The following is a 19,170-nucleotide window of genomic DNA, read 5'->3' as shown; positions in this document are numbered from 1 at the left end:
TGGCTCCACGACCCTCACCCTTCCTGCAAAGGCGGACCCATGCACATCTTCCTGCGACACAACAGCGACCGCATCGCGCTCTCGATGGGCAATCCCAACCGGATCTCGCTCGGCTACTCGGAGGACCCGCGGACGGTCGCGAAGAGACTTCCGCGTCGCGGTGACGACGAGCCGAAGAACGTGCTCCTGCTGGGTGCGAACGGCTTCGTCGGCATGCACATGCTGCGCGAGCTCCTCGGCGACGCCCGCGTCGCGACGGTCTACGCCCTGGTACGCCGCAAGGGCGACAAGTCCGGCGAGGACCGCATCGCCCGGCAGCTGCGCAAGTACAAGCTGGAGCTGCCCGACACCGGGAAGCTGTCCGTCCTGGAGGGCAGCTACCTGGACCCGGCGATGGGCCTCGACTCCGCCGCGTACGAGGAGCTGCTCACCGAGGTCGACGTGGTCATCGACGCCGCGGGGGCGACGACCCACGACTACCCCTACTCCCGGTACCGCGAGGAGAAGGTCCTGCCGACGCTGCGGCTCGCGGAGTTCTGCCTGCAGAAGCGGTTCAAGACGCTGCACGTCATCGGCTCGGTCGGCAGCGAGGTCTACCAGCAGTGGCGCGACTTCTACCGCAACAGCTTCTTCTACACCGGCTACAGCCGGATGAAGTGGGTCGTCAAGCACATCAGCCTGCGGGCCAACCGCGACGGCGTGCCGATCCACATCTACCAGGCGCCGTTCGCGTTGGGCGGTCCGGGCACCGGGTTCAAGGACCCCGGGATGGAGTACTCGTTCTGGAACATGATCTCCCACATCCTCCAGCTCGGCATGGTCTGGGACTCGGAGGTCACCAGCCCGGTCGTGGCGGGCGACGTGCTGGCCCGGTCCGTGGTGGCCAACGCCCTGTCGAGCGCGCCGAGGGTGATCAGCTACCCGGTGACCCCCGTGACGACCGAGGAGATCGCCGAGCGGTTCAAGCTGAAGCTGGTGCCGTGGGCGACGTTCCGCCGCGAGCTGGTCCGCCAGCACCGTTTCCGGCCCGGCCAGATCGACTGGTCGAAGCCGGTGGCCAGCATCCGGCGCGGCCGGCAGCAGTCGAAGTTCGTCAGCTCCCTGTTCCCGCGGTCGTTCCACACCCTGCTGAACAACATCCACACCGCCGCGTCGAACCCGACGACGGTGCGGATCGACGCCGACCTGCCGTCGATCGACGTCATGGAGAACAACGCCAGGCGGATCCGCAAGCTCGGCAGGTACCTGCCCGAGAACACGCCGGCTCCCGTCGCCGTCGGCGCGGGCGTCCCCGCTCCGGTTCCCGCCCCCGAGCCGGTGGCCGTCGGGGCCCTCTGACGCCCCACCTCTCCCGGCAGCCGGCCGCTTCCCCCTCCGGGTGGGCAGCGGCCGGCTGCCTTCCACTGCGCGGAAGCGACCGGCTGGCCTGCGCCGCCGGCCCGGTCGCCCGCCCTGGGAAGCGTCGCCAGGTCGACGCGGCCGGCGATCGCGTCGAGCGGCCGCATTTCGGGCCGAACGTGTCGGTGCGCAGCGCGTCCCCGAATGGCGACGGGGCTTCACGAAATGGAATAGTCGCGGCGTCCGCCCGCGCCATAAACCATTGCGCCCACCAATGGCCCACTCCTCGCCCATCGGTCGGAAATCGCCTGGTCGGAGGCGGTCTTCTGCCGCCATTGTGCCCATACCACGCCACTGCCTGGAGGATTCCTCACGGCCACCTTGCATTCTCATCGACTTCCGCTGCACGTCGGCGAATGAACGGCGGTCGACCTCTTGGCAAGGGGTCAACGCATTCGCTATCTTCTTTATGTCGCAAGCGAGAACGGATGAGAGGAGTTGTCATGACGGTGCGCCGACCGCAGACCTGTTCCGCATTCTCGACGGGCTCTGCGAAAGCCGCCGAAGACGACTCCCCTGCCGCAGGCGCCAGCCGACCGGCTGCCATCCCGAACGCGTTTCCGCGGCACTGAGGTTCCCCCGTACGCCCGTCTCGAAAGCCGGCGGAGACGGTCCCGTCCAGGGGTGCACGAGCCCACCGCGCCGGAGAGGAGGTACGAGCCATGGCCTTCGACATCGTGATCGTCGAGACGAACGAGGAAGTCCTGAACCACGGGGCCGCCTGACGAGCCCGGTGCCGGACCCGCACGCGGGTCCGGCACCATTTCCGTTCATCGTGCGTGGGAAGGCATCGGAATGCGTGTACGCCGCCGCGACCAGCTCGTCTGCCGCTGGGACAGCGATGCGCTGATGGTCGCCCTGCCCGGCCAGCGCCGATGGTTGCGCGTCACCCCCGACCTGTTCACCCTGTTGCAGCGCCTGGACGACTACACCGACGTCGACGAGGTCGCCGCCCACTTCGGGGAAGAGGCCGCCGGGGCCGCCACCCGGGCGCTCCACCAGCTCCGCGACGCCGGCATCCTCGTGGCCGACACCGACGACGACGCCACCCCACCCGTCTGGCAGCACTGGGGTCCGGTCGCGTCGCGCATGCACACCGAGGCCCGCGACGCCAACTACCTCGTGGATTCGCCGCGCCGCGACGCCACCGCCGCGCAGATCGCCGCCGACGGCGAGCCCCCGGCACCGTTCAAGCGATACCCGCACGCCCCGGCCGTGCACCTCCCCCGGCGCGCCCTGCCGCTGCGTACGCCCGTCGAGGAGGTGTTCGCCGCCCGGCGCACCCACCGCGCGTTCGCCGGGACCCCGGTCGGGATCGACGCGCTCGCCACCGTGCTGGCCTGCACCTTCGCGCCCCAGCGTTTCCTCGACGGCGGCGCCTTCGGCCCGCAGCAGGGGCGCATCAGCGCCTCCGCCGGCGGCCGGCACGAGGTCGAGTGCTACGTGGCCGTCTACGACGTCACCGGGGTGCCGCCCGGCCTCTACCACTACGCTCCCGAGGTGCACCGCCTCGAACTCCTCGACGCCAGCGTCGACCGGCAGCGCATCGCCGCCCTGGCCTACGAGCAGGAGCCCTCCTACCAGGGGGCCTTCACCTGCCTCACCACCACCGTCGCCGCCCGCCTGTCCTGGAAGTACCGGCACCCGCGGGCCTACCGGCTGTGGATGTTCGACGCCGGCCACTACGGTCAGACCTTCGCGCTGACCTGCACCGCACTGGGCCTGGCGCCGTTCCAGACGGTGGCGTTCCACGACAGCGGCGTCGAGGCGATGCTCGGGGTGGACGGCGACCACGAGTTCGCAACCTACCTGCTCTCCGCCGGCAATCCCGCTCCCGCCGACGGCACCCACCCCGTGGGGCCGGAGTACCCGCCACCGGCCCGCCTCGCCGCCAGCACGCACCGGTCACCCGCCGACCTGGCGGCCGGTGAGGACCAGCTCGGATGAGCGCGACCGACCGCACCGGCGTCCCCCGTCGTACGCCATGAGCGCCGCCACCAGCCCGGCCACCGTACCGGCGGAGAAGCTGAGCCAGCATCCGCGGTTCCTGCGGGTGTGGGCCAGCCAGTCCGCCGGAGCGGTCGCCGACCAGATCCTGCCGGTGGCGTTCGCGCTGCACGCCGTGCAGCTCGGGGCCGGCGCCGGCACCATCGCCGTCATCCTCGCCGGCCGGGCGATCGCCCTGGTGGTCTGCCTGCTCGCCGGCGGCATCCTCGCCGACCGCGTCTCGCGGCCCCGGATCCTGTTCACCGCCGACGCGCTGCGCACCGCCATCGTCCTCGGCACGCTCTTCGCCCTCGACGATCTGCCTCTGGCGGCGCTCGGCATCGTCACCGCGCTGTCCGGCGTGGCCGAGTCGCTGTCCCGGCCGGCGATGCGCTCGCTGATCCCGGCGCTGCTGCCCGCCGCCCTGCTGGAGCGCGGCAACGCCCTGGTCTCCGCCGTACAGCGCTCCGCGACCCTGCTCGGGGCGCTCGCCGGCGCCGCCATCGTCACCGCCATCGGCATCCACGCCGCGCTGGGCCTGGCCGCCCTCCTCTTCGCGACCGGCGCCCTCGCGGTGCTGGGCGTACGCGACATCGCCGCCGGCAACCGACCCGGCAGCAGCGTCCTGGCCGACGCCCGGGCCGGCATCGCCACCGTCCGGCGCCGCCCCTGGGTCGCCGCCGTCATGGCCGCCGTGGCGGTCCAGCTCTTCGCCGGCACCGCGCCGAGCCTGACGCTGCTCCCGCTGATCGCGGCGGACCGCCTCGGCGGCGAGCTCGCCTACGGGTTCGTCCTCGCCGCTGCCGCCGCCGGTGCGCTGCCCGCCATCGCCCTGGCCGGCCGGTGGCGGCCCCGCCGGCCCGGCACGGTCAGCATGCTCGCCCTCACCACGTACGCCGCCCTGCCCGGCAGCCTCGCCTTCGCCCTGCCGCTGCCGGTCACGGCCGTCTGCTTCGCCGTCGGCGGATTCGTCGTGGAGATCTACTTCATCTACTGGCTCTCCGCCCTGCAACGCGAGATCCCCGCCGAGGTGCTCGGCAAGACCCTCGCCCTGGATCAGCTCAGCGCCTTCGCCCTGCTGCCGGTCGGGTACGCCCTCACCGGGCCCGCCGTCGCGGCGTTCGGGATCCGGCCCACGCTCGTCGCGGCGGCCGTCCTGACCGCCGCGGCCAGCGCCGTCACGCTGCTGGTCCCCGGCGTCAGCACCTTCAGCGACCCCGCCCGCGCGCGCCGCGGCGAAGCGCCGGGTGGCAACGACCACGGCGGATGATCCGTCGGGTACGCGGAGACGGGCCGTGACCGGCTCGCGGCCACGGCCCGTTCCGACGGGGAGACACCCGGTGCCGGGTCAGCCCGCCCGGACGGCGGCGGCGGTGACGCCGGTGACGCTCCCGCCCGACCTGGTGACGTGGTAGGTGACGGTCCTGCCGCTCCAGAAGTGGAAGGTGAGCGTCACCCGGGCACCGTCGTCGACCGCCGCGAAGAACGCCTCGGTCAGGGTGATCCGGTTGCCCGGGTAGTCGGGGGCGAAGGCGACGTCGAACTCCTTGAACGGCGTCCAGTCGTGCGGGCCGGCGTTGCGGCCGTCGGCGTACCTCGCCTCCATGGTGGCGAGCTGGTCCCCCCGGAACTGGGTCGGGACGACGAACGAGGTCGTGTTCCCCGTCGCGTTCGACAGCACCGGAGGGTCGTACGTGACGACGTCGATCCGCCACGGCACCCCGGCGGAGAACCGCGCCTGGAGGGTGGCGTTCACCCCGTACGCCCGGTTGCCGACCAGCCGGGTCAGCGCGCTGGCGGTCAGCGTGAGCTGGTTGCCCGACACGGTGTAGTCGTTGCCCCGTACGAGGGCGGTGCCGCCCTGGTACAGCCCCTGGAAGGTGGTGTCGTTCGGGTTCAGCGTCAGCGACCGGGCGGCGACGGAGCCGGTACGCGGCACGTACACCTGGTCGGACGAGGCCGTCCCGGAGCGGGTGGTCCAGCTCGACCTGATCTGGGCGAACAGCTCGGGGTCCTTCCACCGCAGGGCGGTGCGGTCGAAGTGCTGCCCGTTGTCCCAGAGCTGCGTGGTGATCTTCTTCGTCCTGGCGTACCAGCCGAGGAACTCGAAGAACTTCAGCTTCTCGCCCTGCTGGATGGTGCCGGTGTGCCGGTCGAAGCCGAGCAGGCCGTACTCGCCGATCACCACCGGGATGCCCCTGGCCACGAAGGCGTTGTGCACCCGGTCGAAGGCGTCGGCCAGGTCCTTCTGGGCGGTCGCGTCGAACCGGGTGCCCCCGGCGACGTTCACGCTGAACGGCCAGTAGCCGTAGAAGTGCACGGTGGCGATGAGGTTGCGGTCGCCCAGTTGGGTGAAGGTGTTCGCCAGCTCGTCGACGCGGGCCTGGTCCGCCGAGGTGTGCAGGGTAGGCAGGACGAGCATGCGGGTGGCGTTGTTGCCGCCGGAGGCCCGCACGATCCGGTGGAAGGACGCGTTCAGCTCGTGCAGCAGCTGCGCGTTCTGGGCGTCGCCGGAGCTGTTCGCGAACTGCGGCTCGTTGACGCTCTCGAAGTGCAGCTTCGGCGAGGCGTCCCGGAACGCGGCCGCGAGCTGGGTCCAGAGCGCGTTGTAGCGGTTGAGGACGGTGCTCCGGTCGGACGGCATCGCGTTGATCCACTGCCACGAGTCGTGGTGAATGTTGATCATCACGTAGAAGCCGTCGTCCAGGGCCCAGCCGACGACCTCCTTGATCCGGTTCAGCCACGCCGGGTCGATGGTGTACGCCGGCGCGGGGCCGTGGTGGTTGCTCCAGGTGACCGGGATCCGGATGCTGTTGAAGCCCTGCGCCCGGACGGCGTCCAACTGCGCCTGGGTGACGCGCGGGTTGCCCCAGGCGGTCTCGTCGCTGCCGACCGCGTCGAAGGTGTTGCCGAGGTTCCAGCCCGGTTGCATCGCGGCCACGTAGGCCAGCGGGTCGCCGGTCGGCGGCGGGGTGGTGGGCGGGGCCGTGGTCGGTGGGGCCGTGGTGGGACCCACGCCGCCGGTGCAGGTGACGCCGTTGAGGGCGAACGTCGTGGGGGCGGTGTTGGTGCCCGACCACGTGCCGTTGAAGCCGAACGACACCGTGGCGTTGGTGCCGATGGCGGCGTTGTAGCCGAGGTTGACCGCGGTGACGTCGGCGCCGACGGAGCTCACGGTGGCGTTCCACGCCGAGGTCACCTGCTGCCCGGCCGGAAACGTCCAGGTCAGGCGCCAGCCGTCGATCGGGTCACCGAGGTTGGTCACGGCCACGTTCGCGGTGAAGCCACCGGGCCACTGGTTGGCCGAGTACGCCACCCGACAGCCGGCCGCCGCGTGCGCGCTCGCCGCGAACGTCAGGCCGAGGCTCACCACCAGCATCGTGAGGACGCCGGTGACCAGGCTCAGGCGCCATCGGGTTGCCCTCGTCGTGCCTCGTTTCTCGACCATGACGCTCCTCGCGTGGTACCGCTGGGACGGGACGGCGGGCGGTGCCGCCGGCACCCGATCGCGAATCGCAGATTAAGTTTAGATTCCAAACTTTGTCAATCGGCGTGCCTCTATCTGGATCGGCTGCCGGCCCGCCGACCGGCCCCGTCCCCCGAGCCAGCGCGGGCACCGCCCCGCGCCGGATGGGTCAGGGGCCCGGGTCGCGAAGCGTGGCCGAGACGTACCGCCCCGCGTCGGGACCCGCCTGCGCGAGCAGTCCGCCGTCGGGCGCCCACACCGCCGAGCCGCCCGCCGCCCGGTCGAAACCCCCGCCGGTGGACCCGGCGAAGCTCGCCGCGGCGACCCACACCCGACGGTCGGCGACGACGCGCCGGGCCCGCTCGGCGGGCACCTGGGCGTCGCGGGCGTGCTCGAGGACGGCGGCGACGTAGACGTCCATGCCGAGCGCCGCCGTGGCCGCGTCGTGCCCGGCGAAACGGGTGTCGCGGCAGATCGCGAGGCCCAGCCGCCAGCCGTCCACGTAGAGCACCGCGGGCCCGTCGCCGGGGCTGAACCGCTCCTCGGACCGGTGCACGTGCACCTTGCGGTACGCCACGCGCACCCCGGCCCCGTCGACGGCCAGCATCGCGATGTGCTCGCGGCCCCCCTCGCCACGAACGGGGGCGCCCACCAGCGCGAGGGAACCCGCCTCGGCACACGCCCCGACGATCGGCGCGAGCCCGGGGTCCTCGGCGGTGATCGCGGGCGCGTCCAGCTCGTACCCGGTCAGCGAGAGCTCGGGGAAGGCCACCACCCGCGCGTGCGCGGCCCGGACCACGGCGGCGTGCTCGACCGCGTTCGCGATCACGTCGTACGCCCTGATGTGCGGCTGGGCGACGGCGACGACGAGCGGCTGACGGGGCATGAGCCCTCCCGAGCTGGACGAGATCCTGCGCGCCGACCGTCGTCGGCGCCTGGTCGGACGGCCGGGTCAGCCGCCGGCGGGGCGCGCCTGCCGCCAGCCGTCCTCGACGGACCGGCGACAGGCCTCGGGCCGGTCCCCCGAGCTGACGAACAGGGCGGCCAGCAGGTTGGTGCCGTGGTCGAGGGTCTGTCGCGGCAGCGGGCCGGTGGCGACCAGGGAGACCAGGCCGTGGCCGACGACCCAGCTCTGGGTGGCCAACTCCAGCGGCTCGACGTCGGCGCGGAACCGACCGGCCGCCCCGCCCCGGGCGGCGGCCCGGACCAGGTACTCCAGCGTGTCGTCCGCCGCCTGGGCGTCCTCGAGGTCGAAGTCGGCGTCGAACATGACCCGGTACAGGTCGGGGTGCTCCAACGCGTTGTGGACGTAGGCGGCGACCAGGGCGGTCAGGTCCCGGACCGGGTCCTGGGACGTCGGCACCGTGGCGAGTTGGGCCCCGAGGCGGGTGAAGCCCTCCTGCCGTACGGCCTTCCACATGCCGTCCATCCCGCCGAAATGGGTGTAGACGGCCATCGTCGACACGCACGTGCCGGCGACCAGCGAACGGAGGGTGACGGGCTCGCGGGTGCGGAGCATGTGGGCGGCGCGCTCGATCAGCAGAGTGCGTACCGCCGGATCCTTCGTCCTCGCCATGCCATGACGATACATAACATAGCTGTGCTATGTTTCGACGGACACCCCGGTTCCGAGGACAAGGAAGAAACGTGGCCATCACCCTGGTGAACCCCGAAGGACTGCCGACGGTCGACCTCTACCGGCAGGTGTCCGTCGCCACCGGCACCAAGCTGGTCTTCACCGCCGGCCAGGTCGCCGTCGACGCCGACGGCAACACGGTCGGCGCGGGCGACTACGCCGCCCAGGCGGAACAGTGCTACCTCAACGTGGCCACCGCCCTGGCCGCGGCCGGCGCCACCTTCGCCGACGTGGCGAAGCTGACCGCCTACGTCGTCGACTGGACGCCCGACAAGATGCCCGCGCTGATGGAGGGGATCGCCCGGGCCGCCTCGAGGCTCGGCGTCACCTCGGCCCCGCCGTTCACGGGGCTCGGCATCAGCGCGCTCGCCGGCCCCGATCTCCTCGTGGAGATCGAAGCCACCGCGGTCGTCGACTGAACCGGCGCGACACCAGGGGTCGAACGGAAGCCTGAGGCGCGACGCAGCTCCGAGGGCGTCCGGGCCGGTGACGTCAGCGGTTGCGAGGGGCGACCAGACCGGATTCGTAGGCGAGGACGACGAGTTGGGCGCGGTCCCGGGCGTGGAGCTTGGCCATCGCCCGGTTGACGTGGGTCTTCGCGGTCAACGGGCTGATCACCAGACGCTCGGCGATCTCCTCGTTGGACAGGCCCCTCGCCACCAGGGCGACGGTCTCGCGTTCGCGATTCGTCAGCCCCCGCAGCCCCGCCTCGGCACCGCCGTGCAGCGGTTCGCTGACGTACCGGTCGATCAGCCTGCGCGTGATCGACGGCGCCAGCAGCGCGTCGCCGCGCGCGGCCACCCGTACGGCGTGCAGGAGGTCCTCCGGTTGGATGTCCTTGACGAGGAAGCCGGCCGCGCCGGCGCGCAGCGCGTGGAAGACGTGTTCGTCGAGGCCGTAGTTGGTCAGGATGACGACGTGCACCCGGGCCAGGGCCGGGTCGGCGGCGATGCGGCGGGTCGTCTCGATGCCGTCCATCACCGGCATCTGGATGTCGACGAGCGCGATGTCGGGCAGGCGTTCCCTGGCGAGCGCCAGGCCCTCCTCGCCGTCGGCTGCCTCGGCCACCACCTCGATGTCGTCTTCGGCGTCGAGCAACGCGCGGAAGCCACTGCGCAGGAGCGGCTGGTCGTCGACCAGCAGGACGCGGATCATGCCGTTCCGCCCACGGGGAGTTCGGCGTGGACGGTGAAGCCGCCCTCGCTGCGGGGCTCCGCGCGCAGCCGGCCCCCGAGGGCGGTGACGCGTTCGCGCATCCCGAGCAGTCCGATGCCCGGCACCGGGGGCGCGTCCGGCGTGGCCCTGCCGTCGTCGTCGACGCGGATCGCGAGGGCGTCCGGCCGGTAGTCGACGCGGACCGACGCCGTGGCGGCAGCGGCGTGACGGGCGACGTTGGTGAGGGACTCCTGGACGATCCGGTAGGCGGTCCGGTCGACCGCGACGGGCACGTCCTGCCGCCGTCCCGCGACGGTCAACGTCGCGTCCAGACCGGACATCCGGGCCCGTCGCACCAGCTCCGGAAGGTGGGCGAGCCCGTGCGGCGGGGTCCTGCCGTCGTCGCGCAGCGCCTCCAGGGTCGCTCGCAGCTCCCGGGCCGCCTCCCGGCCGGCCTCCTGGATCACCAGCAGGGCCTCCGGCACCGGTTCGCCGCGCCTGCGGGCCAGGTGGACGGCCACCTCGGCCTGCACCTTGATGACCGAGATCTGGTGGGTGAGCGTGTCGTGCAGCTCCCGCGCCATGTGCAGCCGTTCCTCGTCGGCGCGGCGCAGCGCCGCCTCCTCCCGGGTGCGTTCGGCTTCGTCCGCGCGCCGCTCGGCCTGCCGCAGCGCCTCGCCCGCCGCCCCGGCGGCAACCAGCCAGGCCAGCTCCAGGGCGCCCCGGGACCGGACGAGCGCCTCGCCCACGGACAGGTCCGACGGCCGGGCGAGGGCCGCGAGCGGCAGAGCCGCCAGCATCGCCACCGCCGCCACGATCGTGACGACGCGGTGCCCGGCCCGTACGGCGGCGTACACCGCGAACAGGAACGCGACCGCGGGCACGTCGAGACCCACCGCCTGGTGGCCCACCGCGCACAGCCCGGTGACGGCCAGGACCGCGACGGGAGCCCGGCGTGCGGCGGCCAGCGCCAGGCCGCCGGCCACCAACAGCGCGTAGCCGAGCGGGCCGGCGTCGGGTCGGTCCCCGGACAGCCCGGCGACCAGCAGCGTCGCCGCCACGCCGACGGCGACCACCCAGTCCCTGACACCGGCCGGAACGCCGGACCGTCCTGTGCCCATGGGCGCACCTTAGCCAGATCCCGCCGCCCGCGACTCCTCCTGGCAGGCGAGCGGCCGCCTGCCGCGCCCGTGGTACGCGCGCCGTCGCCTACCGCGTCCGCGGTAGCCGGCTGCGGCGTCCACGGCAGCGCGAAGCGCATCCGTAGGCACGACGACCGGCGGCGTGCCCGGCGACATGATCGGGCGACATCCGAACCTCGGCAACGAGACGCACGCAGGAGGAGACGACATGAGCTCGTCAGGAACCCTGAAGTCGGTCCGACTGATGCTGGCCGCCGCCGTGGCCGCCCCGATCGGCGGGCTGGGGCTCGCCGCACCGGCGGCCGCACACGTGGCGACCCGACCGGCGGCCGCCGAGGCGTACGCCATGAGCGCCGGACGGCTCACGGCGGCCGCCGCCGGCGTGCTGGCGCTGGCCGGCGTGATCGTCGGTGGGCTGGCCCTGGCCCGCCCCACCAGTCGGATCGGCACCGGCGCCGGGCGGCTCGGCGCCACCCTGGCCCTGGCGGCGGCGCTGACCGGCATGGCCCTCGGCGCCGTGGTGGTGCTCACCGCCGACAGCGGCATCGGCACCGGCAACGGGCGGGGCGGAGCCTATCTGGCCCTGGTGATGGGGCTGGCCGCCACGGTCCTCGGCGGGCTGGCGATGGCCCGCTCCCGCCGCACCGGCTGACCGCCGCGACGACCGGCCGGGACGGGGGTGGGCGCCGCGGCGCGGGCAGCCGTGCTCGCGGCGCCGACCGGATCGGCGGACCGCCCCCGTCACCGCCGGCCGAAGACCTTGTGCAGCCAGGTGAGCTGTTCGAGCTGATGCGCCGCCTCGCCGCCTTCGTGGTCGTTGAACTCGTACACGCGCAGCTCCTTCTCGCCGCCGTAGCGGTGGTAGGCGGCGAAACAGGTCGAGGGCGGGCAGACCTGGTCCAGCAGCGCGATGGAGAACAGCGCGGGCGCGGTCGCGCGTGGCGCGAGCACGGCGGCGTCGAAGTAGGACAACGTGCGGAACACCTGGCCGACCCGGTCGCGGTGCAGCTTCAGGTATTCGGCGATCTCACCGTAGGGGCCGCGGAGGGCGACCTGCACGCCACGGCGGAAGTCGCACAGGAACGGCACGTCGGGCATGGCCGCCGCCACGCCCGGGAACAGCGCCGCCACCTCCAGCGCCAGGCCACCGCCCTGGCTGACACCCGTGACGGCGACACGGTCGGCGTCGACGGCGGGATGGTCCCGCGCGGCGCGGGCGAACCGCACGGCGTCGGTGATCAGCCTGCGGTAGTAGAAGTCGTCGGGATCGGTGACGCCGCGGGTGAGGAAGCCGGGCACGGTGCCGCCCGGATGAGGGTGCGGGTCGGCGGTGCTGCCGGCGGCGGCGCTCCAGCCCTGGCCCCGGGTGTCCATGATCAGATGCGCGAAGCCGGCCGCCGCCCAGAACAGCTTCTCGTGCGGCAGGCCGCGGCCACGGCCGTAACCGAGGTACTCGACCACGCACGGCAGCGGCCCCGCGACGTTCGTGGGCAGGTGCAACCAACCGTGCACGGGCTCGCCGCCGTAGCCGGGGACGGTGACCGAGAAGGTACGGACCTGGGTGAGGCCGGTGTCGACGGGCTCGTACGCCGCCGGTCCCGCCCCGTCGTCACCCAGCGTCCGCGCCCAGAAGGCGTCCAGGTCCTCCGGAACGGCCAGTTCGGGCTGGTACGCCCGGCAGTCGGCGAGGGTGAGATCGCTCAGCGCCACAGTGTGACCTCCGTGCAGACAGGATCGTCGGGTGTCGTCGTGCGGGTGCGACCGGCGACGACGGCCGAGGGTCGGGCCGCCGTACGCCCCGGTCGCTACCGGGCGTCGGCCATGGCGGACGCGAACCAGCCGGTGATGGTGGTGGGGTGGGTGATCGCCGTGCCGACCACCACCGCCCACGCGCCGGCCCGCAGCGCCTGCGCCGCCTGCGCGGGGGTGTGGATGCGGCCCTCCGCGACCACCGGCACGTCGATCTCGCGGGCGAGCCGGGCCACCAGGTCCAGGTCCGGGCCGGGCCCCTTGCGGGTGTACGACGTGTAGCCGGCCAGGGTGGTGCCGACCACGTCGGCGCCCGCCTCGGCGGCGGCGATCCCCTCGTCGAGGGTGGCGCAGTCGGCCATCACCAGGGCCCCGGTCCGCTCGTGGACGGCGGCGACGGTCTCGGCGAGGGTACGGCCGTCGGGCCGGGGCCGGGACGTGCCGTCGAGCGCGACGACGTGCGCGCCGGCCCGGGCCACGGCCAGCGCGTGGTCGAGCGTCGGGGTGATGAAGACGTCGTCGTCGCCGTCCTTCCAGAGCCCGATCAGCGGGAGGTCGACGGCGTCCCGGATGGCCGCGATGTCCGCCAGCCCCTGGGCGCGGATGCCGGCGGCGCCGCCGTCGGCGGCGGCGAGGGCGACCCGGCGCATCGTGTCCGGGTCGCGCATCGGCTCGCCGGGGTAGGCCTGGCAGGAGACCACCAGGCGGTGGCGCAGCTGTGCGACGAGCGCGTTCATGCGACGGCCTCCCAGGCGAGCGAGGCGGCGCCGAGCAGGGGTGCGTCGGCGCCGAGGGCCGAGGCCAGCACGGGCACGTCCACCAGGCCGGGCAGCGTCTCCCGCCGTACGGCGTCGCGAAGTGCCCGCCACCAGGGCGCGCCGAGCCCGGTGACGCCGCCGCCGACCACCACGGCGTGCGGGTCGAGCACGTTGACCAGCCCGCCGACGGCCGAGCCGACCGCCGCCCCGCCCAGCCGGACGACCTCCCGCGCCGTGTCGTCACCGCCCTCGGCGCGGGCGGCCACGGACCGCAGGTCGTCGACCGGCCGGCCGGTGCGCCGCGCGTACTCCGCGGCGAGGCCGGGCCCGGCGGCGATCGCTTCGAGGTGCCCGCGCCCGCCGCAGGTGCAGGGCAGCGACCCCGCGTACGGGGAGGGCTGGTGACCGGCGTGGCCGGCCGCGCTGTGGGCGCCGGCGAGCACGCCGCCGCCGACGACGAACGAGGCACCGATGCCGGTTCCGACGGCGACGAAGAGCATCGTCTCGTGCCCGGCCGCCGGGCCGTGACGCGCCTCGCCGAGGGCGTGCGCGTGCACGTCGTTGATGACGGCCACGGGCAGGCCCGTCAGCTCCCGCAGCCGCCCGGCCAGGTCGGTGCCGGCCCAGCCGGTCAGCACGTCGGTGGCCGAGAGCACCCGGCCCGTCCGGCTGTCGACCACCCCGGCGCTGCCGACCCCGACGGCACGTACGCGTGTCCCCGGCGCCCTCGCCCCCAGCCGGTGGACGAGGTCGGCGGCGGTGGCGAGGACGGCGCTGGCGCCCGCCCTGCCCGGGGTGGCGGCGGTGACCCGGTCGAGGACGACCCCCTGCCCCGTCACGAGGGCGGCTGCCGTCTTCGTACCCCCGATGTCGAGCGCGGCGACCGCCTCGTCGGCGCCGGCTGCGCGATCGCGTGCCTCGGACATGCTCAGAGCAGCCCCGCCAGTTCCAGCTGCGTACGCACGCGGGCCGTCTCGTCGGCGTCGAGCGGCCGCAGGGGAAGCGACACGGCGTTGCCGTCGATGACACCGAGCAGGGCCAGCGCGGTCTTGAACGCGCCCACGCCCCTCGTCGCCCCCGCCGTCGTCGCGGGGTCGGCCGCGTCGACGATCCGGAACAGCCGGGTCAGGCGGTCCTGCTCGCGCCGGGCGGTGTCCCAGTCGCCGCCGACGCAGGCCCGGTGCAGTCGCACGTAGCCCGCCGGGTCCACGTTGCCCAGCCCGGGAACGGAGCCGGAGGCGCCGGCGAGCATCATCGCGTCGACGACCACCTCGTGGCCGGTCAGCAGGCTGAAGCCGGTGTCCGGCGCCTGCTCGGCGATCCGCAGCACCAGTTGGCGGAACGCGACGTCGTCCCCGCTGGAGTCCTTGACCCCGGCCACGACCCCGTCTGCCGCGAGCCGGGTCAGCAGGTCCGTGGAGAGCTTGGTGTGCACGCAGACGGGAATGTCGTACGCGAACAGGGGCAGCTCGACCGACGAGGCGAGCGACCGGAAGTGCCGCTCGATCTCGTGGGGGCCGACGATGGCGTAGAAGGGCGCGGTCGCCACCAGACCGTCGGCGCCCAGCCGCGCCGACGCCTCCGCGCGGTCGAGGACCCGCCGGGTGGTCGGTTCGATGCAGCCGGCGATGACGGGTACGGCGCCGCCGACGGTCTTCACGACGGTTTCGAGGACCTGGTCCCGCTGGTTGTCGGTGAGGAAGACCGTCTCGCCCGAGCTGCCGAGCGCGAAGATGCCGTCGACGCCGGCCGCGAGCAGCCGCTCGACGAGCCGCTCCAGGGAGCGGACGTCGACCGTGCCCTCCTCGGTCAGGGGGGTGACGACCGGCGGTACGACTCCGGCGATCCGCGGGGCTGGGGTGGTCACGCTGTCTCCTCGACGTGTAGGGGGGTGGTGCGGCCCGTCGCTGCTCTGGCGAGTTCCACCAGCTCGGCGTTGCCGGACCCGGCGGGCACGGGGTGGTGGCAGCGGAACTCGTGGCCGCCGCCGTCGGCGCCCGGCTCGACCGGTGGCATGTCGGAGGCGCACACGTCGGTGGCCTTCCAGCAGCGGGTGCGGAACGGGCATCCGCTGGGTGGCCGGGTGGCCAGGGGGACGGGACCCACGAGCGGGATGGGGTCGATGGGCGAGAGCAGACCCGGCGTGGCGGAGAAGAGCGCGCGCGTGTACGGGTGCTGGGCGCCCTCGGGGAGCCCGGCGGCGGGCGCCTGCTCCACGATCCGGCCGAGGTACATGGTGACCACGCGGTCGCTGATCCGCTTGACGGTCTGGATGTCGTGCGAGACGAAGACCATGGCCAGGCCGAGGCGCTCCTTGAGGTCCAGGAGCAGGTTGAGGATCTGCGCGCGTACCGAGACGTCGAGGGCGCTGGTGGGCTCGTCGGCGATCACCAGGCCCGGCTCCAGGGCCAGGGCGCGCGCGATGGAAACCCGCTGGCGTTGCCCGCCGGAGAGCTGGCTCGGCAGGACGTCGGCGACCGAGTTGGGCAGACCCACCAGGGCCATCAGCTCGGCGACGCGCTCCTCCCGCTGGCTCCTGCTGCCCCGGCGGTGCACGTCGAGCGGGTCGCGCAGGATGTCGCGTACCGGCATCCGGCGGTTCAGCGACGTGGCCGGGTCCTGGAAGACCATGCCGATGCCCGTGCCGATGAGGTGGCGCCGTTGCGACGCGGCCATAGACCACACGTCGGAGCCGGCGAAGGTGACCGTGCCGCTCGTCGGCCGCTGGAGCCCCACCAGCACCTTGGCCAGGGTGGACTTGCCGCACCCGGACTCACCAACGACGCCGATGGTCTCGCCGGCGCGGACGGTCAGGTCCGCGCCGGTGAGGGCGTACACCCGCTCCCGGTTGAACATGCCGCCGCCACGGGTGCGGTGGACCACGTGCACGTCGCGCAGCTCGACGATCGGCTGTCGCGTGGCTGTCGCGCTCATCGGGCCGGCTCCTCTTCGCTGACGGTGACGGCCGGGTGGTGGCAGGCGTACCCGTGGGCGGCGGTGCCCGTCAGTCGGGGCGCCGTGTCGCGGCAGACGTCGGTCGCCATGGGGCAGCGGTCCGCGAATCGGCATCCCGGTGGGAAATCGGCCGGGGACGGCACCACGCCACGGATCTGGGTGAGCCGCTGCGCGCCGGCCTCCAGCGAGAGCACCGAGCCGAGCAGCCCCCGGGCGTAGTGGTGCGCCGGGGCCCCGACCACGTCGGCGGTGACCCCGCTCTCGACGATCTGACCGCCGTACATGACGACGACCCGGTCGGCGACGTCGCTGACCAGCGCGAGGTCGTGGCTGACCAGGATCAGGGCGAAGCCCAGCCGGTCCTGTAGCCGCAGCAGCAGTTCTATCACCTGCGCCTGGACCGTCACGTCGAGCGCGGTGGTCGGCTCGTCGGCGATGATCAGGCGCGGGTCGCGGGAGAGGGCCATGGCGATCACCACGCGCTGCCGCTGCCCGCCGGAGAGCTCGTGCGGGTACGCCGCCAGGGTGCGCCCGGGGTCCAGGCCCACCAGTCCCATCAGCTCCTCGGCCGACCGGGTGCCGCCGCGGCGGATCATCTGCGCCAGCTGTGGGCCGATGCGCAGCGAGGGGTTCAGCGCCGAGAGGGCGTCCTGGTAGATCATCGCGATCTCGCGGCCCATCAGGGCGCGCCGCCGTTTCGCGCTCACGGTGAGCAGGTCCGTACCCGCGAAGTGGACCGCACCGCGCACCCTGGCCCCCTGGGGCAGCAGCCCCATGACCGCGAGGGACGTCAGCGACTTGCCCGAGCCCGACTCCCCCACCAGGCCGACGACCTCGCCGGGACGCACGTCGAAGCTCAGGCCGTCGACGATGTCGACGCCCCGGTGGCGTCCATCGAACCCGATCGACAGGTCCCTGACCTCGAGCACGGGCTCGCCCTGCGGGAGGGGGCGGGCACGCTCGCGCAGCCGCCGCGCCGCCTCCGGCAGGCCGGGCAGCTGCACGACCTCGCCGGCGCCGGGCTGTGCCCGTACCAGCGGATCGGCGGCCGGCGAGCTGGTGGCGCGCCGGGCAGCCGGGGCGGCCCAGGCGTCGGACATCCCCTCGGAGAGCACGTTCAGGGCGAGCACGGTGAGCAGGATCAGCAGGCCGGGGAAGAACGTGGCCCACCAGCCGCCGATCTGCACCATCTCCTTGCCGAAGGCGATGACCGATCCCCACGAGGACTCCGCCTCCTGGGGGGCCAGCCCGCCACCGATGAAGGAGAGGGACGCCTCGAAGACGATGGCGTCGGCCACCATGACGGTGACGAAGACGAGGATCGGCGCGGCACAGTTGCGCAGGACGTGTCGCCAGAGGATGTGCAGTCGGCGCGCGCCGATGATCCGCTCGGCCGCCACGTAGTCCTCCCGGTACTGCGAGAGCACGTTGGCGCGCACGATCCGCGCGACGGACGGGGTGAAGACGAAGCCGATCGCGATCACGAGGACCAGCAGGCTGTTCTTCCCGAAGGAGATGATCAGCAGGGCGGACAGCACGATGGCAGGGAAGGCCATGACGACGTCGAGGCAGCGCATGACCGCCTCGTCGACCGCGGTCCGGCTGGTTCCCGCCAGCGCGCCGAGGATCGCGCCGACGAACAGGGCGATGCCGGCGGCGCCGAAGCCGACGATCAGCGAACGCCGGGTGCCGGCCACCAGCCGCGAGAAGACGTCGCGCCCGAGCTTGTCGAGGCCGAACCAGTGCTCGCCGTTCGGGCCGGTCAGGGCCGGGCCGAGCCCGGCCTGGGCGGGATCGTGCCGGAGAAGCAGGGGCGCGAAGATGCCGACCAGGACGATGAGCAGGACGAAGCCGAGCGCGATCCGGGAGGTGACGGTGAGCCTTCTGAAGGCGATGCCGGGACGCGACAGCCGGGCGGTGAGGGTGCGACGCATCAGTGGGCTCCGCGCAGTCGAGGGTTGGCGAAGAGGTAGAGGATGTCGACAACCAGGTTCACGACGACGAACCCGACGGCGATCGTCAGGACGGTTCCCTGCGCGAGGGCGGTGTCGTTCTGCTGCACCGCGCTCATGATCTGGGTGCCCATGCCGGGCAGCGAGAAGATGGCCTCGATGACGACGGTGCCGCCGATGAGGTAGCCGATCCGCAGGCCCAGCACGGTGAGCGGGTTGACCAGCGCGTTGCGCAGCACGTTGCGGCCGATCACCACCCGGGGCGGCAGTCCGGCGCCGACGGCCGTACGGACGTAGTCCTTGTCGAGTTCCTCCACCATCGACGTGCGCACGATCCTGGCGAGCGAGCAGCCGACCGGCACGGCGAGGGCCAGCGCGGGCATGGCGAGGGACTGCAACCAGAGGCTGACCGAATCGGCGGGGTTGACGTAGCCGCCCGTCGGAAAGACCGGGCGCCGCACCGAGAACTCCTGGATGAGCAGCAGCGCCAGCCAGAACGACGGCGTGGCGATGCCCGCCATGGAGACGAACCTGATCACCTGGTCGGGCCAGCGGTCCCGGTACAACGCGGCGGGGATGCCGAGGGCCAACGCGATGACCAGCGCGCCGACGACGCCCAGGGCGGTCAGCTGGATGGTCAGCGGCAGCGCGGTGGCGATCTTGTCGGCGACCGGCACCGACGGCGGGAAGGTCATGCCCAGGTCACCCCGGACCAGGTCGCCCAGGAAGTGCAGGTAGCGCAGGGGTAGCGGGTCGTCGAGGCCGTTGGCGGTCTTGAACGCCGCGACCTGCGCGGGGGTCGCCTGGTCACCGAGCACGGACAGCGCGGGATCGATCGGGGAGAACTGCATGATCACGAAGACGAACAGCGTGATGCCCAGCACCAGGGGAATCAGGGTCAGGAGTCGTCGCGCGACCAGGCTCAGAACGCTCAGCATGGTGTCTTTCTCTCGTCGAGGGCCGCCGAGGCGTC

Annotated in this window: 17 protein-coding genes; 5 read left to right on the top strand and 12 right to left on the bottom strand. The window is 73.2% G+C overall.

Annotated features, from left to right (window positions below):
* The first annotated feature begins 39 nt into the window (after positions 1–39).
* From GA0070610_RS09790 to GA0070610_RS09780, 3 genes are all read left to right on the top strand, one after another.
* Positions 40–1,338 carry an SDR family oxidoreductase gene (locus GA0070610_RS09790; RefSeq protein ID WP_088999732.1) on the top strand — a complete coding sequence of 433 codons (1,299 nt, stop codon included), beginning with the start codon at positions 40–42 and terminating at the stop codon, positions 1,336–1,338.
* Positions 1,339–2,193: 855 nt separating this feature from the next.
* Complete coding sequence (locus GA0070610_RS09785) at positions 2,194–3,345, top strand: SagB/ThcOx family dehydrogenase (RefSeq protein ID WP_088999731.1); 1,152 nt, start codon at positions 2,194–2,196, stop codon at positions 3,343–3,345.
* 37 nt (positions 3,346–3,382) lie between these two features.
* Positions 3,383–4,654 (top strand): MFS transporter, encoded by a 1,272-nt coding sequence (locus tag GA0070610_RS09780; protein ID WP_088999730.1) that lies wholly within the window; start codon positions 3,383–3,385, stop codon positions 4,652–4,654.
* 78 nt (positions 4,655–4,732) lie between these two features.
* Here GA0070610_RS09780 and GA0070610_RS09775 read toward each other — a convergent pair whose 3' ends face one another.
* The 3 genes from GA0070610_RS09775 to GA0070610_RS09765 all read right to left on the bottom strand — a co-directional run bounded on the left by GA0070610_RS09775 (position 4,733) and on the right by GA0070610_RS09765 (position 8,426).
* On the bottom strand, positions 4,733–6,832 hold the full coding sequence (locus GA0070610_RS09775) for a cellulase family glycosylhydrolase (RefSeq protein ID WP_172896496.1): 2,100 nt from the start codon (positions 6,830–6,832) through the stop codon (positions 4,733–4,735).
* A gap of 187 nt (positions 6,833–7,019) precedes the next feature.
* A complete protein-coding gene (locus tag GA0070610_RS09770; protein WP_088999729.1) occupies positions 7,020–7,736 on the bottom strand; it encodes a carbon-nitrogen hydrolase family protein in 717 nt (238 codons plus the stop codon).
* A 66-nt stretch (positions 7,737–7,802) separates the two neighbouring features.
* A complete protein-coding gene (locus GA0070610_RS09765) occupies positions 7,803–8,426 on the bottom strand; it encodes a TetR/AcrR family transcriptional regulator (protein ID WP_088999728.1) in 624 nt (207 codons plus the stop codon).
* 71 nt (positions 8,427–8,497) lie between these two features.
* On the opposite strand from GA0070610_RS09765, the gene GA0070610_RS09760 reads away from it, so the two are divergent.
* The gene (locus tag GA0070610_RS09760; RefSeq protein ID WP_088999727.1) at positions 8,498–8,905 is read left to right on the top strand and encodes a RidA family protein; all 408 of its coding nucleotides are present in this window, start codon (positions 8,498–8,500) and stop codon (positions 8,903–8,905) included.
* A 73-nt stretch (positions 8,906–8,978) separates the two neighbouring features.
* Here the strand turns inward: GA0070610_RS09760 and GA0070610_RS09755 are convergent, their stop codons facing one another.
* Both GA0070610_RS09755 and GA0070610_RS09750 read right to left on the bottom strand, forming a co-directional pair.
* A complete protein-coding gene (locus GA0070610_RS09755) occupies positions 8,979–9,641 on the bottom strand; it encodes a response regulator (protein ID WP_088999726.1) in 663 nt (220 codons plus the stop codon).
* Positions 9,638–10,762, bottom strand: coding sequence for a sensor histidine kinase (locus GA0070610_RS09750; protein ID WP_088999725.1), 1,125 nt, complete (start codon positions 10,760–10,762; stop codon positions 9,638–9,640). The genes GA0070610_RS09755 and GA0070610_RS09750 overlap by 4 nt, the downstream gene beginning before the upstream one ends.
* Before the next feature lie 229 nt (positions 10,763–10,991).
* Between GA0070610_RS09750 and GA0070610_RS09745 the strand changes: the two genes are divergently transcribed.
* Complete coding sequence (locus GA0070610_RS09745; protein ID WP_088999724.1) at positions 10,992–11,435, top strand: DUF6223 family protein; 444 nt, start codon at positions 10,992–10,994, stop codon at positions 11,433–11,435.
* Positions 11,436–11,524: 89 nt separating this feature from the next.
* On the opposite strand, the gene GA0070610_RS09740 is transcribed toward GA0070610_RS09745, so the two are convergent.
* The 7 genes from GA0070610_RS09740 to GA0070610_RS09710 form a co-directional block, all read right to left on the bottom strand.
* A complete protein-coding gene (locus GA0070610_RS09740; RefSeq protein WP_088999723.1) occupies positions 11,525–12,493 on the bottom strand; it encodes an acetylxylan esterase in 969 nt (322 codons plus the stop codon).
* A 95-nt stretch (positions 12,494–12,588) separates the two neighbouring features.
* Positions 12,589–13,269 (bottom strand): N-acetylmannosamine-6-phosphate 2-epimerase, encoded by a 681-nt coding sequence (locus GA0070610_RS09735; RefSeq protein WP_088999722.1) that lies wholly within the window; start codon positions 13,267–13,269, stop codon positions 12,589–12,591.
* Positions 13,266–14,216 (bottom strand): ROK family protein, encoded by a 951-nt coding sequence (locus GA0070610_RS09730; protein ID WP_088999721.1) that lies wholly within the window; start codon positions 14,214–14,216, stop codon positions 13,266–13,268. The genes GA0070610_RS09735 and GA0070610_RS09730 overlap by 4 nt, the downstream gene beginning before the upstream one ends.
* 2 nt (positions 14,217–14,218) lie before the next feature.
* Positions 14,219–15,157, bottom strand: a complete 939-nt coding sequence (locus GA0070610_RS09725; protein ID WP_088999720.1) for a dihydrodipicolinate synthase family protein — start codon at positions 15,155–15,157, stop codon at positions 14,219–14,221.
* Positions 15,154–16,224, bottom strand: coding sequence for an oligopeptide/dipeptide ABC transporter ATP-binding protein (locus tag GA0070610_RS09720; protein WP_088999719.1), 1,071 nt, complete (start codon positions 16,222–16,224; stop codon positions 15,154–15,156). The genes GA0070610_RS09725 and GA0070610_RS09720 overlap by 4 nt, the downstream gene beginning before the upstream one ends.
* Positions 16,221–18,179: a dipeptide/oligopeptide/nickel ABC transporter permease/ATP-binding protein gene (locus GA0070610_RS09715; RefSeq protein ID WP_088999718.1), complete on the bottom strand. Its 1,959-nt coding sequence runs from the start codon at positions 18,177–18,179 to the stop codon at positions 16,221–16,223. The genes GA0070610_RS09720 and GA0070610_RS09715 overlap by 4 nt, the downstream gene beginning before the upstream one ends.
* On the bottom strand, positions 18,179–19,135 hold the full coding sequence (locus GA0070610_RS09710; protein WP_088999717.1) for an ABC transporter permease: 957 nt from the start codon (positions 19,133–19,135) through the stop codon (positions 18,179–18,181). The genes GA0070610_RS09715 and GA0070610_RS09710 overlap by 1 nt, the downstream gene beginning before the upstream one ends.
* Positions 19,136–19,170: the final 35 nt, after the last annotated feature.

Source organism: Micromonospora echinofusca (genome assembly GCF_900091445.1).
GTDB classification, from domain to species: domain Bacteria; phylum Actinomycetota; class Actinomycetes; order Mycobacteriales; family Micromonosporaceae; genus Micromonospora; species Micromonospora echinofusca.
The sequence above is the reverse complement of the archived record's forward strand: the minus strand, read 5'-3'. Positions and strand labels throughout refer to the sequence as shown.

Bases quoted from the DNA above. Each gene is read 5' to 3' on its own strand.
- GA0070610_RS09790 (WP_088999732.1), top strand. From the start codon at position 40: ATGCACATCTTCCTGCGACACAACAGCGACCGCATCGCGCTCTCGATG.
- GA0070610_RS09785 (WP_088999731.1), top strand. From the start codon at position 2,194: ATGCGTGTACGCCGCCGCGACCAGCTCGTCTGCCGCTGGGACAGCGAT.
- GA0070610_RS09780 (WP_088999730.1), top strand. From the start codon at position 3,383: ATGAGCGCCGCCACCAGCCCGGCCACCGTACCGGCGGAGAAGCTGAGC.
- GA0070610_RS09775 (WP_172896496.1), bottom strand. From the start codon at position 6,832: ATGGTCGAGAAACGAGGCACGACGAGGGCAACCCGATGGCGCCTGAGC.
- GA0070610_RS09770 (WP_088999729.1), bottom strand. From the start codon at position 7,736: ATGCCCCGTCAGCCGCTCGTCGTCGCCGTCGCCCAGCCGCACATCAGG.
- GA0070610_RS09765 (WP_088999728.1), bottom strand. From the start codon at position 8,426: ATGGCGAGGACGAAGGATCCGGCGGTACGCACTCTGCTGATCGAGCGC.
- GA0070610_RS09755 (WP_088999726.1), bottom strand. From the start codon at position 9,641: ATGATCCGCGTCCTGCTGGTCGACGACCAGCCGCTCCTGCGCAGTGGC.
- GA0070610_RS09750 (WP_088999725.1), bottom strand. From the start codon at position 10,762: ATGGGCACAGGACGGTCCGGCGTTCCGGCCGGTGTCAGGGACTGGGTG.
- GA0070610_RS09745 (WP_088999724.1), top strand. From the start codon at position 10,992: ATGAGCTCGTCAGGAACCCTGAAGTCGGTCCGACTGATGCTGGCCGCC.
- GA0070610_RS09735 (WP_088999722.1), bottom strand. From the start codon at position 13,269: ATGAACGCGCTCGTCGCACAGCTGCGCCACCGCCTGGTGGTCTCCTGC.
- GA0070610_RS09730 (WP_088999721.1), bottom strand. From the start codon at position 14,216: ATGTCCGAGGCACGCGATCGCGCAGCCGGCGCCGACGAGGCGGTCGCC.
- GA0070610_RS09720 (WP_088999719.1), bottom strand. From the start codon at position 16,224: ATGAGCGCGACAGCCACGCGACAGCCGATCGTCGAGCTGCGCGACGTG.
- GA0070610_RS09715 (WP_088999718.1), bottom strand. From the start codon at position 18,179: ATGCGTCGCACCCTCACCGCCCGGCTGTCGCGTCCCGGCATCGCCTTC.
- GA0070610_RS09710 (WP_088999717.1), bottom strand. From the start codon at position 19,135: ATGCTGAGCGTTCTGAGCCTGGTCGCGCGACGACTCCTGACCCTGATT.